General features: G+C 38.6%; 18 protein-coding genes. 16 read left to right on the top strand and 2 right to left on the bottom strand.

The genetic code is table 11. The annotated features are described in order from the left end of the window. Positions 1–8 precede the first annotated feature (8 nt). The 11 genes from G9H65_RS12495 to G9H65_RS12545 all read left to right on the top strand — a co-directional run bounded on the left by G9H65_RS12495 (position 9) and on the right by G9H65_RS12545 (position 10,799). Positions 9–1,058 carry a Gfo/Idh/MocA family oxidoreductase gene (locus G9H65_RS12495; RefSeq protein ID WP_166375670.1) on the top strand — a complete coding sequence of 350 codons (1,050 nt, stop codon included), beginning with the start codon at positions 9–11 and terminating at the stop codon, positions 1,056–1,058. A 1-nt stretch (position 1,059) separates the two neighbouring features. Continuing rightward, positions 1,060–1,701, top strand: a complete 642-nt coding sequence (locus G9H65_RS12500; RefSeq protein WP_166375671.1) for a Crp/Fnr family transcriptional regulator — start codon at positions 1,060–1,062, stop codon at positions 1,699–1,701. Positions 1,702–1,919: 218 nt separating this feature from the next. Continuing rightward, the gene (locus G9H65_RS12505; protein ID WP_166375672.1) at positions 1,920–3,314 is read left to right on the top strand and encodes an OprD family outer membrane porin; all 1,395 of its coding nucleotides are present in this window, start codon (positions 1,920–1,922) and stop codon (positions 3,312–3,314) included. A gap of 720 nt (positions 3,315–4,034) precedes the next feature. Then, positions 4,035–4,856: a sulfite exporter TauE/SafE family protein gene (locus tag G9H65_RS12510; protein WP_166375673.1), complete on the top strand. Its 822-nt coding sequence runs from the start codon at positions 4,035–4,037 to the stop codon at positions 4,854–4,856. A gap of 48 nt (positions 4,857–4,904) precedes the next feature. Beyond that, the gene (locus G9H65_RS12515) at positions 4,905–6,323 is read left to right on the top strand and encodes an MBL fold metallo-hydrolase (RefSeq protein WP_166375674.1); all 1,419 of its coding nucleotides are present in this window, start codon (positions 4,905–4,907) and stop codon (positions 6,321–6,323) included. 2 nt (positions 6,324–6,325) lie between these two features. Continuing rightward, positions 6,326–6,607, top strand: a complete 282-nt coding sequence (locus G9H65_RS12520; RefSeq protein WP_166375675.1) for a rhodanese-like domain-containing protein — start codon at positions 6,326–6,328, stop codon at positions 6,605–6,607. A 58-nt stretch (positions 6,608–6,665) separates the two neighbouring features. Further along, positions 6,666–6,863: a hypothetical protein gene (locus G9H65_RS12525; RefSeq protein ID WP_235927514.1), complete on the top strand. Its 198-nt coding sequence runs from the start codon at positions 6,666–6,668 to the stop codon at positions 6,861–6,863. Then, positions 6,838–7,047 (top strand): DUF6132 family protein, encoded by a 210-nt coding sequence (locus tag G9H65_RS12530; protein WP_166375677.1) that lies wholly within the window; start codon positions 6,838–6,840, stop codon positions 7,045–7,047. Before G9H65_RS12525 ends, G9H65_RS12530 begins: the two co-directional genes overlap by 26 nt. A gap of 125 nt (positions 7,048–7,172) precedes the next feature. Then, positions 7,173–7,736 (top strand): YeeE/YedE family protein, encoded by a 564-nt coding sequence (locus tag G9H65_RS12535; RefSeq protein WP_166375678.1) that lies wholly within the window; start codon positions 7,173–7,175, stop codon positions 7,734–7,736. 68 nt (positions 7,737–7,804) lie between these two features. Beyond that, on the top strand, positions 7,805–8,251 hold the full coding sequence (locus G9H65_RS12540; protein WP_205753314.1) for a DUF6691 family protein: 447 nt from the start codon (positions 7,805–7,807) through the stop codon (positions 8,249–8,251). A 1,354-nt stretch (positions 8,252–9,605) separates the two neighbouring features. After that, the gene (locus G9H65_RS12545) at positions 9,606–10,799 is read left to right on the top strand and encodes an NAD(P)/FAD-dependent oxidoreductase (RefSeq protein WP_166375680.1); all 1,194 of its coding nucleotides are present in this window, start codon (positions 9,606–9,608) and stop codon (positions 10,797–10,799) included. A 50-nt stretch (positions 10,800–10,849) separates the two neighbouring features. Here the strand turns inward: G9H65_RS12545 and G9H65_RS12550 are convergent, their stop codons facing one another. Next, positions 10,850–11,260, bottom strand: coding sequence for a DsrE family protein (locus tag G9H65_RS12550; protein WP_166375681.1), 411 nt, complete (start codon positions 11,258–11,260; stop codon positions 10,850–10,852). Positions 11,261–11,294: 34 nt separating this feature from the next. Between G9H65_RS12550 and G9H65_RS12555 the strand changes: the two genes are divergently transcribed. From G9H65_RS12555 to G9H65_RS12570, 4 genes are all read left to right on the top strand, one after another. Then, a complete protein-coding gene (locus G9H65_RS12555) occupies positions 11,295–11,897 on the top strand; it encodes a class I SAM-dependent methyltransferase (RefSeq protein WP_166375682.1) in 603 nt (200 codons plus the stop codon). Between the two features lie 74 nt (positions 11,898–11,971). Next, positions 11,972–12,274, top strand: a complete 303-nt coding sequence (locus tag G9H65_RS12560; RefSeq protein ID WP_166375683.1) for a rhodanese-like domain-containing protein — start codon at positions 11,972–11,974, stop codon at positions 12,272–12,274. A 25-nt stretch (positions 12,275–12,299) separates the two neighbouring features. Then, positions 12,300–12,596, top strand: coding sequence for a thioredoxin (gene trxA, locus G9H65_RS12565; protein ID WP_166375684.1), 297 nt, complete (start codon positions 12,300–12,302; stop codon positions 12,594–12,596). 190 nt (positions 12,597–12,786) lie between these two features. After that, positions 12,787–13,491 (top strand): thioredoxin domain-containing protein, encoded by a 705-nt coding sequence (locus tag G9H65_RS12570; RefSeq protein ID WP_166375685.1) that lies wholly within the window; start codon positions 12,787–12,789, stop codon positions 13,489–13,491. Positions 13,492–13,596: 105 nt separating this feature from the next. Here the strand turns inward: G9H65_RS12570 and msrB are convergent, their stop codons facing one another. Further along, positions 13,597–14,082, bottom strand: coding sequence for a peptide-methionine (R)-S-oxide reductase MsrB (gene msrB, locus G9H65_RS12575; RefSeq protein ID WP_166375686.1), 486 nt, complete (start codon positions 14,080–14,082; stop codon positions 13,597–13,599). Between the two features lie 296 nt (positions 14,083–14,378). On the opposite strand from msrB, the gene G9H65_RS12580 reads away from it, so the two are divergent. Beyond that, on the top strand, positions 14,379–14,580 hold a 202-nt coding region (locus G9H65_RS12580), incomplete at its 3' end, for a transposase (protein ID WP_205753310.1).

The following is a 14,580-nucleotide window of genomic DNA, read 5'->3' on the forward strand; positions in this document are numbered from 1 at the left end:
CCTATCACATGCAATCGAACTTATTTCACACGGCCATACTTTCTTACGGAATGTCTGGCCGTGTTTTTCATGCCCCTTTCTTAGCAACTCATCCTGGATTTCATTTAGTAGGTTGCTGGGAAAGATCCCAAAAAAACATTCAATCCAGATATCCAGAGGTGATCAGTTATAATTCTTTGGAAGAAGTTTTAACCAATGATCAAATCCAATTGGTGGTAGTCAATACCCCCATTGCTACACACTTTGACTATACGTTAAAGTGTTTAGAAGCTGGAAAGCATGTTTTAGTAGAAAAATGCTTTACCCGCACGGCTGAAGAAGCCATTCTATTAAAGGCAGCCATGGAGAAAGCTGGTAAGCAATTATTTGTCTTTCAAAACCGTCGCTGGGATTCTGATTTTTTGACCGTAAAAAAAGTAAAAGAATCCGGTGTTTTAGGCGAATTAGTGGAAGCTGAATTCCATTATGACCGCTTCGACGGAAATCTGTCTTACAAGGCACACAAAGAAATTGCAGGTGTAGGTGTTGGAGTCGTTACCGACCTAGGTCCGCACATCATAGACCAAGCCATTTCCTTATTTGGTATGCCAGAGCGTGTGTTTGCGGATTTACGTAAAACGAGAAAAAACACGCAAGTGGATGATTACTTTGAAATTCTTTTATACTACCCCAATTTACGTGTACGTTTGAAGGCCGGTTATTTTGTCAAATTGCCTGTTCCTTCTTTTCAATTGCACGGTAAACAAGGTAGTTTTTTAAAGAATCGTTCTGATCGACAAGAGGCTGATTTGCAGTTAGCTATACTTCCCAATTCTCCCAATTGGGGACAAGATTCCGAACAGGATTTTGGTCAAATTTGGATAGACGGAGAAGATAAACCACGTGCTATTCCATCAGAAACGGGAAATTACATGGCTTTCTTTGAAAATGTATATCAAACCCTTTTAGGGAACGAAAAGCCTGCCGTATCCGTTGAAGATGGAATTCGTAGTATGCGCATCGTAGATGCGGCTTATGAAAGTAATCGTCAACAAGCTATTATTTCGCTTTCCTACTAATATGGCAACAACTGAAACTACCCAGAAATTATTTCAACAATTTGAACCTGAGTTACTAAAAAAAATACAACAGGTGGGATTGGTTCGTAAGTTTAAAACGGATGAATATTTAATGCAAACAGGCCAACAAATCCGTTCGGCTGTATTGGTATTGGACGGCGTGGTCAAAGTATTTAGAGAAGACGATGAAGGCAATGAAGTCTTTATGTACAACTTGCATCCCGGAGAAGCTTGTGCTATTTCCATGACTTGTGCTGCTCGCCAGCTTTCTAGTCAAATCATGGCAAAAGCCTTAGTAGATACGGAAGTATTGGTTATTCCTGTAGAATTAATGGATGAATGGGCGCTTAAATACCGTTCTTGGTACCAATTTGTCTTAGAAACCTATCGTGCTCGTTTTGAAGAGCTATTAGATACACTGGATCATATTGCCTTCCGAAATCTAGATGAGCGCCTACTTTGGTATTTAAAACAACATCAAAAGAGCCTGAAAAGTAATTTCATCAAAACATCATTCACGGACATCGCTTTAGAGCTCAATTCCTCTCGTGAAGTCATTTCCCGCCTGATGAAAAAACTTGCCGAAAAAGGCCATGTCAAATTGCATAAGAACGAAGTGGAGATTTTACATTTGAAAATGTAGAATGTAGAATGTAGAATTGAAAATAAAATGCTTACTGGTTTTTGTACCAATTCTTCATTCTACATTCTTCATTCTACATTCTTCATTCTACATTCTTCATTCTACATTCTACATTCTTCATTCTACATTCTTCATTCTACATTCTTAATCCCCCATGTGATGCTTATCACGCCAGAAGCTATAGATGTGCCAGAAATTTGTGTTATAAATAACACACGATGCCTGCAAAAAACATATATTCCCTAATTCTGGTCTGTTCATTATTTGTTTTGCCTATTGCTACAGCAAATTCCACCGCTTCCAATAAACCAGATTCTAGTTCGGTTTGGCATGTATTGACCAAAGGGAAAATTCATCCCAATTTGCGCTATTTTTACATGAATACAGATAATGTAGGCACCTCATACGATGCTTACGCTCATGGATTAGGCGTGGGCATTTCTTATGAATCCGCTCCTTGGAAGCATATTAGCTTGGGCATCAGTGGCCAATGGATGAACATGGTTAATACCAGTTCTTTTGTACCTGACCCTAAATTCCCGATCCTCAACCGATATGAAATAGGCTTAGTTGACCTGATCCATCCGCAATCAAATGCTCTTTTGAGCCGATTAGAAAAATTATATGTTGCCTATTCCATTCAAAAATCCAGTATCAAAATGGGCCGTCAAGTGATCAATACCCCATTCATCAATCCACAAGATGGCAGAATGAGGCCTACAGCTGTGTCTGGAATTTGGGTAGATTGGAATAACATTTCTAACACAAAAGTGGAAGTAGGATATATTCATGCCATTTCTCCTAGAAGCACCACACAATGGTTTGGTATCGGAGAATCCATGGGGATTTATCCACAGGGTCTGAATCCAGACGGGTCTAAATCAAATTACTTGGGTAACATTAAGTCACAAGGCATCGGAATGATAGGGATAACCTTAAAGCAATGGAAACCTTGGAGTATTCAAGTTTGGAATATGTATGTGGACCAGGTCATGTACACAGGCTTGCTACAAGCAGATGCACAATGGCCCACAAATCAAAAAAGTCAGTGGGTTGCAGGAGTTCAATACATCGAGCAACATGCCATTCAAGACGGCGGTAATCCAGATCCATCCAAAACCTACATGAATCCTGGAGCCATGTCAAGAACATTCGGTGCGAAATTTGGCTGGGAAAATAAACAATGGAAAAGCTCCATCAATTACAATCAAATAACAGGAGAAGGACGCTATTTAATGCCCAGAGAATGGGGAAAAGATCCTTTCTTCACCTTCATGCCTAGAGAAAGAAATGAAGGTTTTGGCGATGTGGAAGCATTGGTAGCGAAAGTTGCTTATCAATGGAAAAAAACTCCATTAAAAGCTCAATTGGCTCAAGGATATTTTCGTCTACCCCCGGTGAATGAGGTTGCTTTAAATAAATACGCTATGCCTTCGTATTCACAAAGTAATATAGAGGTAACTTTTGAGCCAAAAGGAAAATGGAAGGGATCGAGCTTTTCTCTGATTTATGTGCATAAAAGCGGATTGGAAAACGATATTCTGGCCGATAAATTCATCATCAATAAAGTGAATATGAGCCAAGTAAACTTTATTGTAAATTATAATTTATAAATGATGAATTATAAATTGTGAATGCCTGAATGACGTTGACCGTTTTATCAATTTTTGAATTCTACATGCTATATTTTACATGCTACATTGAGAGTTTAGCTGAAGGGTCATGTTTCATAATAAGAAATGATTAAGCATAGAACTCTAAGGCATTTCTTTTTTTTCATAAAAAAAGAAACAAAAAAAACAGAAGAAAGGCGGTTAATCCTAAGACGAATTCTGCTACGCAGAACCGATTTTCTCTCCGCTTACGGCTTTAATATTTGACGCTTTAGCACATGGCCTATGCGCTGGGTCAAATATCCGCCTGCCGCTTCGCTCAAGCTACGTTCCAATCTTTCGTTGGGATTAACCGTTCAATGTAAAATGTAGAATTTTTGATAGAACATACCGTCGTACAGCCCTGCGAAATGTGATGAACGCAGCGGTAGACGAGGTTTTGACCTCAGCATAGGTGATGTGCGTCGGCGTCAAAAATATAGGCTATAGCGAAGTGAATCACGGTTCGCAGGGCTGTACGACAAAAAAAGGAGGTTTTGGTGCAGATTTTATAATATTTAAAATGAGTTTTTAATAAGCTCAATTGTCAACCTAATTAAGGACAAGACATTACCCGACTAATAAAAAACCCTAAAACTATTTTTTCCTCTTGTGATAAAAATCACGAATTAGACCAAAATATTGCTTGACATTTGTATCAACAAAAAAGAAAAACACGACATGGAAATTATCGGATACTTTGCCTCTTTACTGATTGGAATCTCGCTGGGACTCATTGGTGGTGGTGGATCCATTTTAACAGTACCTGTGTTGGTTTATTTATTTGGCATCAATCCTATTTTAGCCACCGCTTATTCCCTATTCATTGTGGGTGCAAGTAGCTTGGTTGGAGCGTTTCCAAAATACCAACAAGGTTTAGTCAATATGAAAACAGCCATCATTTTTGGCATACCTTCTATCATCTCTGTCTATGCTACCCGTAAGTTCATTGTGCCATTAATTCCATCAGAAATATTCCAATTAGGGGATTTAGTCATTACCAAGTCAATCTTAATGATGGTGTTATTTGCCATCCTAATGGTAGCCGCCTCCATCTCTATGATTCGCGGAACCTGTGAGAATTGTGGGAAAGAAGGAACAGGGGAACTAGAAGTGGTGCCACAGACGTTTAACTATCCTATCATTTTACTAGAAGGTTCTGTGGTTGGTTTATTAACTGGATTGGTCGGTGCAGGAGGAGGATTTTTAATTATTCCAGCTTTGGTCGTACTTTCTAAATTACCTATGAAACAGGCCGTTGGGACTTCCCTACTCATCATAGCCATGAAATCGTTAATAGGTTTCACGGGAGATTTAGGGCATCAAAGCATCGACTGGACCTTGTTAGTAACCATTACAGCCTTAGCGATTGCAGGAATATTTGTAGGAGATAAATTCAGTAAAAACGTCGACAGCGACAAATTAAAAAAAGGTTTTGGTTGGTTTGTACTCATCATGGGCCTTTATATCTTAATTCAACAATTAGCATTCCCTTTAAAATAAGCATTAACTACCTTAAAACAACACATTAACAACATACTATCTAAGAAAATGAAAGTAGAACAAATTTATACCGGATGTTTAGCACAAGGTGCCTATTACATTGAAAACAATGGCGAAGCAGCCATCATCGATCCCTTACGTGAAGTTGAACCTTATATCCAAAAGGCTGAACGCAATGGAGCCAAAATCAAGTACGTGTTTGAAACACACTTTCATGCCGACTTCGTTTCTGGACACATTGATTTATCCGCTAAAACGGGTGCACCAATTGTTTATGGACCCAATGCAGCTTGTGCCTTTGATTGTATTTCAGCTACAGACGGACAAGAATTCCCATTAGGAAATGCCACGATTCGCGTGATTCATACGCCAGGTCACACCATGGAAAGTACTTGTTTCTTGTTGATTGATGAGCATGGAAAAGAAACTAGTTTATTCTCTGGAGACACCTTATTCATCGGAGATGTGGGTCGTCCAGATTTAGCTCAAAAAGTAAAGGCTGATTTAACAGAAGATATTTTGGCAGGTCACTTATTTGATTCATTACGAAACAAAATCATGCCATTAGCAGATGATATCATCGTATATCCAGCACATGGCGCTGGTTCAGCTTGTGGAAAAAACATGAGCAAGGAAACCTCGGATACCTTGGGCAACCAGAAGAAAACCAATTATGCCTTGAATCTGAATTTGACTAAAGAAGAATTCAAAAAAGAAGTATTAACGGGTTTGGTTGCTCCTCCATCCTACTTCCCATTAAACGTATTGATGAACATTCAAGGATACGATAGCATTGATAAAGTATTGGAAAGAGGCCAGCATGCCCTATCTCCAGAGGCCTTTGAAGTAGCTGCTAATGAAACAGGTGCTTTGATTTTAGATACTCGTGACCCTCAGACATTTACGAAAGGATTTGTCCCTAATTCCATCAATATTGGAATCGATGGTTCTTTCGCCCCATGGGTAGGTGCTATGATTCCAGACATCAAACAAGAAATCTTGTTGATCACGGATGAAGGACGTGAAGAGGAAGTGATTACACGTTTAGCCCGTGTGGGTTACGATTTTACTATCGGATTTTTAAAAGGAGGATTTGACGCGTGGAAAGCAGCAGGAAAAGAAGTGGATAGCATTGAATCCATCTCCGCCGATGAAGTTGCGCAGCGAATTGAAGCAGGAGAAGGTGAAATCTTGGACGTGCGTAAGCATTCTGAATATTTAAGTGAGCATGTAAAAGAAGCAGAAAATGCGCCTTTGGACTTCATCAACGACAGTATGTTGAAGATCGACAAGAACAAAACCTATTTCGTACACTGTGCCGGAGGTTACCGTTCCATGATTTTCAACTCAACGCTGAGAGCCCGCGGATACCATAACTTAATTGATGTCAACGGAGGTTTCAAAGCCATCAAAGAATCAGAGAAATTTCACATCACGGACTATGTTTGTCCATCAACTTTATTGTAATCATGAATTTACAAGCATTAATTGATAACCCGAAAACCAGTATTGTGGATGTGCGTGAAGTCGGAGAGTTCATGCAAGGCCACTACGATGGAGCCATTAACATCCCCTTGGGAACCATTCCCAACCAATTGGATAAATTCAAAGCCATGGACGGCCCCATCATTGTGTATTGTCGCAGTGGTAACCGCTCTGGACTAGCCTTAACCATGTTAAAGCAAATGGGCTACCAAGAAGTTTACAACGGTGGTGCTTTGCAGGATATGTTGGTCTATGCAAACAACTAATCCAATGTGGAACACACTAAGACAACCGTGGGATCTAATGCGCATAGCTCGCCTAATAATGGGCAGCTATGCGTTATATGAGTCCATTAAAACGCAAGAAGTTTTTTTAGGACTTTTAGCTGGAATATTATTGATCCAAGCTTTGTTTAATATAGGCTGTGGAGCACAGGGATGCGGAATTCCAACAAGTACGAAGAAATCATCCTCTAAAAACATAGAAGAAACGGAATATGAAGAAGTTCATTCAAAACCATAAATTAGCACTAATTGGAACCTTTTTAGGTGGAATCGCAGGCTATTTCTATTGGCAACAAATTGGATGTAGTACGGGCACTTGTCCACTCACTTCCAAGCCTCTGAATAGCACCTTGTATTTTGCCTTTCTGGGTTATATTTTTAGTGGGTTTTTCAATAATAAAAAAACAGTCAATAGTGATTAGGGGTTATATATTAGTTATTAGGGATTTATATAAATTAAAGTCAAAGCTCCACTATTCTACTATTTCAAAAACTTTCCTAATAACTAACACCTAATAACTAAAAAAAAGCTTACCATAATAAAACGATGATAGAAACAATTTCACAACCTTGGCCATGGTACGTGGCGGGGGCCATAATCGGTTTAATAGTACCTGCTTTATTGTTATTGGGCAATAAGCATTTTGGCATATCGTCTAATTTAAGACATATTTGCGCGGCATGTTTTCCAAGTAATATCCCCTTTTTCAAGTATGACTGGAAGAAAGAATCTTGGAATTTATTCTTTGTAGGTGGAATTTTATTGGGTGGTTTTTTGTCTGCTCAATACCTAGGTTCCAATGAACCTATCCAAATTCATCCCGATTTAGCTCAGGAATTAGCGGCCTATGGCATCACTGATTTCTCTGGCTTGGTTCCCGTTCAACTTTTCTCTTTTGACGCCTTGTTTTCAGCCAAAGGATTGATCATGATGATTGGCGGAGGATTCTTGGTAGGATTCGGCACGCGATATGCTGGTGGATGTACTTCAGGACATGCCATCATGGGTTTGAGCAATTTGCAATGGCCTTCTTTGGTAGCTACTATCTGTTTTATGGTCGGAGGATTTATCATGGCCAATTTCATTTTACCTTACATCCTTAGCCTTTAAACAACATGGAAAATAAGACAATCGTACATAGTAATCCTGCTGATTATCAAGCAAGATCATTGGATACCATGTGTATCAATGAATCGGAATTAAAGCACCCATGGTGGTATAACTTCAAGTACTTGGCTGTAGGTTTGGTTTTTGGCGTGGTATTCGTCAAAGCAGAAATCATTTCTTGGTTCAGAATACAGGAAATGTTCCGTTTACAAAGTTTTCACATGTATGGCGTGATAGGCACAGCCGTAGTCGTGGGAGCTATTTCGGTATTTTTGATCAAAAAATGGAAAGTCAAAACCATCCACGGGGAAGAGATCACGTTTGCGGATAAGAAATTCAACAAAGGTCAGATTTACGGAGGCTTAATGTTCGGCTTTGGCTGGGCCATCACGGGAGCCTGCCCAGGACCACTCTTTGCTCAATTAGGCACGGGAGTATTATCCATTTCTGTAGTGATCTTAAGCGCCATTGCTGGCACTTGGACCTACGGGTACTTACGCGAAAAATTACCGCATTAATAACCAATATATATAAGATGATACGAAGACCATCACCGGGAGGTGGTGGTTTTTTGTATGTTGAAACTATAGAATCAAACTACGGCAGATAAAAAAATGATCTATTATATGAGATAGTTGATTTTGTTAGATAATTCTATTGAAATATTAAACTTTGTTAGGAATGCTCAACGAACTGTGTCAATGTTTAATAATCTATCTGCGAAGTTTTCTGCACCAAAAAATTTAACAATTTTCAAAATTGTCCAGTTTTTTTACTAATAAACTGGACATTTGGAAAACAACATATACTTGTAATGGCCTCAATTATAGTATTTTACATCGATGATATAAAAATTACCTGTTAAGATTTTGCAACCATGGTGATAAAATTTTAGAGTTTGCCTGAATCTCAGAACATCGAATACAAACAATCTTGGCACTCAGACCATAGCCATGTTACTTATATGTAAAAAAGCATATATTTCCATGAAAAATGGAAGCAGTAATAACAGCTGATATAATCAATTCAAGAGGTGTACCTTCAGGTACATGGTTGCCTACATTGTAGAATGTTGTATATGCCTGAATGATGTTGAACGTTTAATCTATTTTGGAATCGACATTCTACATTTTTCATTCTACATTCTACATTTTTCATTCTTCATTCTCCCCTTCTAATACCTAAACCCAAATCACTAAAATTGCCGGTATTCGCGATCACACAAATTCTACATTTTTCATTCTACATTAAAAGGTTAATCCCAACGAAAGATTGGAACGTAGCTTGAGCGAAGCGGAAGGCGGATATTTGACTCTACGCACAGGCCTTGTGCGATGGCGTCAAATATTAAAGCCGTAAGCGGAGAGACAATCGGTTCTGCGCAGCAGAATTCGTCTTAGGATTAACCGTATTACTTCAGTTTTTTTTGTTTCTTTTTTTATAAAAAAAAAGAAATGCCAAAGAAAGTTAAGCTCCAGAAAATTGATGAATTCAAAAAAAATTATCATACTTTTCATTTAAAATCAAGCACTTTTTCGTTTCATAAATTCAAATGGATTTTCTTTTTTGAAAAAAAAGAAACAAAAAAACTTCTTTTTTTGTCGTTCAGCCAAGGCGAATTCCGCTTTGCGGAACCGTGATTCACTTCGCTATCGCCTATATTTTTGACGCCGACGCTCATCGCCTATGCTGAGGTCAAAACCTCGTCTACCGCTGCGTTCATCCCCTTTCGCAGGCCTGCACGACGTAATTCTCGTTCCCATAAATTCTACATTTTTCATTCTACATGCTACATTCTCCCCCCTAGTGACAAATATCACGAATTACTAGGCTTGAATCTCATAATATTACATTCAGTTAAACGAAAACCACATGAGAATTCATCATCAAATCATCATCATTGGTGGAGGGAATGCCGGAATATCAGTAGCTAGCCAGCTATTACGACAAGATTCTTCCTTGGATATTGGCCTAATTGATGCTGCAGACAAGCATTATTACCAGCCCGCATGGACTTTAGTAGGTGGTGGGGTTTTTGATATACAAAAAACCGTTCGAGATGAGGCATCTGTCATGCCCAATAAGGTGAGTTGGATCAAAGCCATGGTTACGGAGATTCAAGCAGAAAAAAATAAATTAACATTGAGTAATGGGGAGTCTATTTATTACGACTATCTCGTAGTAAGTCCAGGAATTCAATTGAATTGGTCTGCCATCAAAGGTCTTCAAGAAAGCTTAGGCAAAAACGGAGTTTGCTCCAATTACAGTTTTGAAACAGCACCCTATACTTGGGAATGCGTACAAGCGCTCCCCAAAGGAGGAAAAGCTATTTTTACCAATCCTCCTACTCCGGTTAAATGTGGAGGTGCTCCTCAAAAGGCCATGTACCTCTCCGCTGATTATTTCAAAAAACATCACAAAGCTGCCGATGTTCAATTTTGGAGTGGAGGAACTCGGGTATTTGGTGTGGAGAAATATGAAAAAACATTAAAACAAGTTATACATCGCTATGGCATCAAGACTCAATTTTTTGTCCAATTGGTAGAAATTGATGGTCCTGCTAAAAAAGCTAAATTCGTGGGAATAGGTGAGGCAAATAAAGACCAAGAATATTGGGTAGATTATGACATGATCCACGTTACTCCTCCCCAAACAGCCCCTGACTTTATTCAAAAAAGTAGTTTAGCCAATGCCACAGGTTGGGTAGAAGTGGATAAACATAGCTTACAACATGTGCGTTTCCCTAATGTGTTTTCATGTGGCGACGTGGCTGGTTTACCCGTCTCTAGAACGGGGGCGGCTATACGTAAGCAAGCGCCTGTCTTGGTGGCCAACCTATTGTCGCTGTTGAAAGGTGAAGCGATGCAGGCATCCTACAACGGCTATTCATCTTGCCCCATTGTGACAGGATATGGTAAATTAATTTTAGCGGAGTTTGATTATGATAACGTACCCACAGAAACTTTTCCTTTTGACCAATCCCAAGAAAGGTGGTCGATGTACCAATTAAAAACCAAAATATTGCCTTGGTTGTATTGGAATGAGATTTTACCCGGTAAAATGTAAAAAAGCTGGAAGCATGTTGTTGCCTCCAGCTCTACTAAAAATGTATGGGACTAGGGCTTTAAATAAGACCAACCCGCTTCTTGCTTTAAAATAACTTCTGCAACTCCAGAAGGAACAAAGCCCGATTGCGGTAATAAAGTAGCTTTATCAATTTTATTCATACGAATGGTATTTTCACAAGCAACAAAAGAAACCCCTTTAGCCGCCAATTCAGCGATTTTAGCCTTTTGAGTTGTTTTTGAATCAATTAATAAACCTATACCTGATCCATGCGCTACCACTTCAATGGAAGTATTTGGCCCTAGGGCAGATTGAAGATTTCCGATATTACGTACCACACCATGCCATGCCGTGGTATCAGAAGTATTCACCTGAATCACAATTTTATGTGCAGGCGACTGCGCTAAGGCATGAAAGCCCAATAGTAGCGCAAAGACAGAAGTAACAAGTATTTTTTTCATTTTCAAAATTTTTCCCAAAGTACGCAATCTATACATGAAAGCAAATTGGAATTCTCGATATGATTCAAAAGAATATCAATACGGCATAGAGCCTAATGATTTCTTAAAAAAGACCATAAGCAAACTAGTGGTTGGTAGACTCTTAGTTCCTGCAGCTGGTGAAGGCAGAGATGCTGTTTTTGCGGCACAATTAGGTTGGGAAGTACATGCATTTGACAGTAGTGACACCGCCCAAGCAAAAGCGAACAAACTCGCTGGAGAAAGAACCGTCAATTTGCATTACGAATGCATCGATGCTGCCAGTGTGCGCTATCCTTTAGAATCCTTTGATGCCATCGCTTTGATCTTTTTCCACCAAATACCCGAGGAAAGGCGTAAATTTCATCAACAATGCATCAAATGGTTAAAACCGGGAGGTAAAATTATCTTGGAAGGATTTCATAAAGACCAGTTGGTTCGAGATTCAGGCGGACCTAAGGATTTAGATATGCTGTTTAACAAAGATGAACTCAGCCAAGATTTTAAAGGTTTACAGATCGACTATATAAAAGAAAAGGAATGTGTCTTAAATGAAGGACCATTACATCAAGGAAAGGCTTTTGTGATAGATTTAGTGGCAACAAAATCCATCAGTTAATCTGAACTCAGGAGACAATTGTCACGCCTTCAGAGATAAATCCATACTACCTTTGTACTATAAAAATCAAAAACATGTTTGAATTTATTAAAAATTTATTGGGCATTGGCCCTAGCGTAGACGTGAAAGCACTTATACAAGCTGGAGCAAAAGTTATTGATGTTCGTACACCCTCAGAATACAAACAAGGGCATGTCAAAGGTTCAATCAATCTACCTTTGCAGACTTTGTCCAGTAATGTAAGCAAATTGAAAAAAGAGGATGTAATCATCACGTGCTGTGCCTCCGGTATGCGTAGCGGTGCTGCCAAAAGATTGTTAAAATCGCATGGATTTCAACAAGTGCACAATGGTGGAACTTGGATGTCCTTACAATAGTTAAGCCTATATAAAAGCCAATATCATGAGCAATTTTTCAGAATTATTGAAATCAGAGCAGCCTGTTCTCGTCGACTTTTCGGCAGAGTGGTGCGGCCCTTGTAAGCAATTGAAGCCTATTTTGGAACAGGTCAAAGCCAAAATTGGAGATAGCGCAAAAATCATCAAGGTTGATGTGGATAAAAACCGTAAAACGGCTGAAAAATACCAGATTCGCTCCGTACCTACCATGATTTTATTCAAAAATGGTAAATCCGTCTGGCGACAATCAGGCGTCATTCCCGCCCATACCTTGGTAGGAATAATTCAGCAGTATAGCTAAGTCAATGTAGAATTAAGGATTTTTGAGCCATTTTTAATTCTTAACTTGACAAATTTTATTCTACATTCTACATTCTACATTCTACATTCTACATTCTACATTCTACATTCTACATTCTACATTCTACATTCTACATTCTACATTCTACATTCTACATTCTACATTCTACATTCTACATTCTACATTAAATATGAAAGCTTTTCTCATCTCTTCACTGATCGCACTGACTATTTTTTCTTGCTCCAAGCCTGCGGAAAATGGATTACAGGATGTTGCAGCTACAGAATTTCAACAGGCCATTCAAACCAATGCATCCAATCAAGTATTGGATGTTAGGACACCAGATGAATATGCAGGTGGACATATAGCTGGGGCTATTTCGGCGGATATCAGTTCAGGTGCATTCCAGCAGGCAACAGAGTCCTTGGATAAAAACAAAGCGGTGTATGTCTATTGTTTGTCGGGAGGTAGATCCTCTCAAGCAGCCCAGCAACTCGTTGCCATGGGCTTCAAAGAGGTCTATAATTTAGGCGGAGGAATCTTAGCCTGGAATGCAGCCAACTTACCATTATCCATGGAAGAGGGAGCTGCTAGTCAACAAGCTGGCATGACCTTGGCTACATTTGAAACCCAAATAAAGGGAAAGAAAAAGGTTATTATTGACTACAATGCCACTTGGTGTGGTCCTTGCAAAACATTAAGCCCAATCTTAGAAGCCTATGTAAAAGATCAAAAAGGTGCCGTTGAATTGATTAAAATTGACGTTGATGCGAATCCTGAATTAGCCAAAGCTAAAAACATTGAAGCCATCCCCTATTTGGAACTATACCAAGACGGAAAATTAACTTGGAAAAATGTAGGTTTGATTGGAAGAGCAGAGCTAAATAAATTATAAATTATGGATTATAAATTATGGATCATAAATGAGTAGTCGGTTATGTCCAATTCTAAACAAATAACATCAATAATCTATAATTTATAATCCATAATTTATAATTCTTTATTTGCTTGCCTCAAAACCCAAGGAAACGGAATTGACGCAATAGCGCAGACCGGTTTCGGTAGGACCATCGTCGAAAACGTGGCCTAAATGACCTCCGCATTTTCCGCAGGTAATTTCAATGCGGCGCATGCCTAGTGTATTATCAACTGTTTCCTTGATGACACCTGCCTTAATTTCTTTGTCAAAACTAGGCCATCCACAATGCGCATCGAATTTTGAATTAGAAGCAAACAAATGAGCGCCACAGCCTCTACAAGTATATACTCCTTTTTCGTTATGCATTAAAAATTTTCCAGTGAAGGGTCTTTCCGTACCTTTTTGACGCAAAATATAATACTCATCTGGAGTTAATTTGGCCTTCCATTCAGCCTCTGACTTAGGTAAATCTTTCATAGGTATATTTGCTTGAGCAGCATCCTTGGGTCTTTGACCACAAGCTTGAAAACATAAAAAAACGATACAAGAAATAAATAGAGATTTCATAAATATTCTTTTTACAAATAACGAGAAAAAAAGGAGATTGTTTCAATTACACTCACAAAGTAGTCTTTGGAGAATAGCAAATTATAAATGGGGAATGATATATGGTGAATTGTTAAATAAAAAATATGAATAAATAGAAACTTAAAAAATGAAAGAATAATGAGGATTATATTTCAAATAGAATTAATAAATAAAAGATACTAAATTGGAAAGATAATTTACCATTCGTCATTTGTCAATGCCTGAAATAGGTTGACCGTTTAAAAGTAAAATTTTAAACATAAAATCTATTATCCATGGCAAACAAAAAATCGTTTCTTCAAAGTGTGTCGCAAAGACGCCTTCGTCATTTTAGTGACAGTTTTAAAATTGAGAAAGTTCGAGAAATAGAACAAGGTCGAACTCGTGTTTCAGAAATTTGTAAACAATACGAAGTATCAGGCACCAATGTGTACAAATGGATTTCTAAATTCGGCACTATGAAAACCAATAAAACGC

This window comes from Aquirufa ecclesiirivi, assembly GCF_011250515.1.
Classification (GTDB): domain Bacteria; phylum Bacteroidota; class Bacteroidia; order Cytophagales; family Spirosomataceae; genus Aquirufa; species Aquirufa ecclesiirivi.

Excerpts from the sequence above, each read along its gene's own strand:
- G9H65_RS12495 (WP_166375670.1), top strand. The coding sequence starts at position 9 with ATGCAATCGAACTTATTTCACACGGCCATACTTTCTTACGGAATGTCT.
- G9H65_RS12500 (WP_166375671.1), top strand. The coding sequence starts at position 1,060 with ATGGCAACAACTGAAACTACCCAGAAATTATTTCAACAATTTGAACCT.
- G9H65_RS12505 (WP_166375672.1), top strand. The coding sequence starts at position 1,920 with ATGCCTGCAAAAAACATATATTCCCTAATTCTGGTCTGTTCATTATTT.
- G9H65_RS12510 (WP_166375673.1), top strand. The coding sequence starts at position 4,035 with ATGGAAATTATCGGATACTTTGCCTCTTTACTGATTGGAATCTCGCTG.
- G9H65_RS12515 (WP_166375674.1), top strand. The coding sequence starts at position 4,905 with ATGAAAGTAGAACAAATTTATACCGGATGTTTAGCACAAGGTGCCTAT.
- G9H65_RS12520 (WP_166375675.1), top strand. The coding sequence starts at position 6,326 with ATGAATTTACAAGCATTAATTGATAACCCGAAAACCAGTATTGTGGAT.
- G9H65_RS12525 (WP_235927514.1), top strand. The coding sequence starts at position 6,666 with ATGGGCAGCTATGCGTTATATGAGTCCATTAAAACGCAAGAAGTTTTT.
- G9H65_RS12530 (WP_166375677.1), top strand. The coding sequence starts at position 6,838 with ATGAAGAAGTTCATTCAAAACCATAAATTAGCACTAATTGGAACCTTT.
- G9H65_RS12535 (WP_166375678.1), top strand. The coding sequence starts at position 7,173 with ATGATAGAAACAATTTCACAACCTTGGCCATGGTACGTGGCGGGGGCC.
- G9H65_RS12540 (WP_205753314.1), top strand. The coding sequence starts at position 7,805 with ATGTGTATCAATGAATCGGAATTAAAGCACCCATGGTGGTATAACTTC.
- G9H65_RS12545 (WP_166375680.1), top strand. The coding sequence starts at position 9,606 with ATGAGAATTCATCATCAAATCATCATCATTGGTGGAGGGAATGCCGGA.
- G9H65_RS12550 (WP_166375681.1), bottom strand. The coding sequence starts at position 11,260 with ATGAAAAAAATACTTGTTACTTCTGTCTTTGCGCTACTATTGGGCTTT.
- G9H65_RS12555 (WP_166375682.1), top strand. The coding sequence starts at position 11,295 with ATGAAAGCAAATTGGAATTCTCGATATGATTCAAAAGAATATCAATAC.
- G9H65_RS12560 (WP_166375683.1), top strand. The coding sequence starts at position 11,972 with ATGTTTGAATTTATTAAAAATTTATTGGGCATTGGCCCTAGCGTAGAC.
- trxA (WP_166375684.1), top strand. The coding sequence starts at position 12,300 with ATGAGCAATTTTTCAGAATTATTGAAATCAGAGCAGCCTGTTCTCGTC.
- G9H65_RS12570 (WP_166375685.1), top strand. The coding sequence starts at position 12,787 with ATGAAAGCTTTTCTCATCTCTTCACTGATCGCACTGACTATTTTTTCT.
- msrB (WP_166375686.1), bottom strand. The coding sequence starts at position 14,082 with ATGAAATCTCTATTTATTTCTTGTATCGTTTTTTTATGTTTTCAAGCT.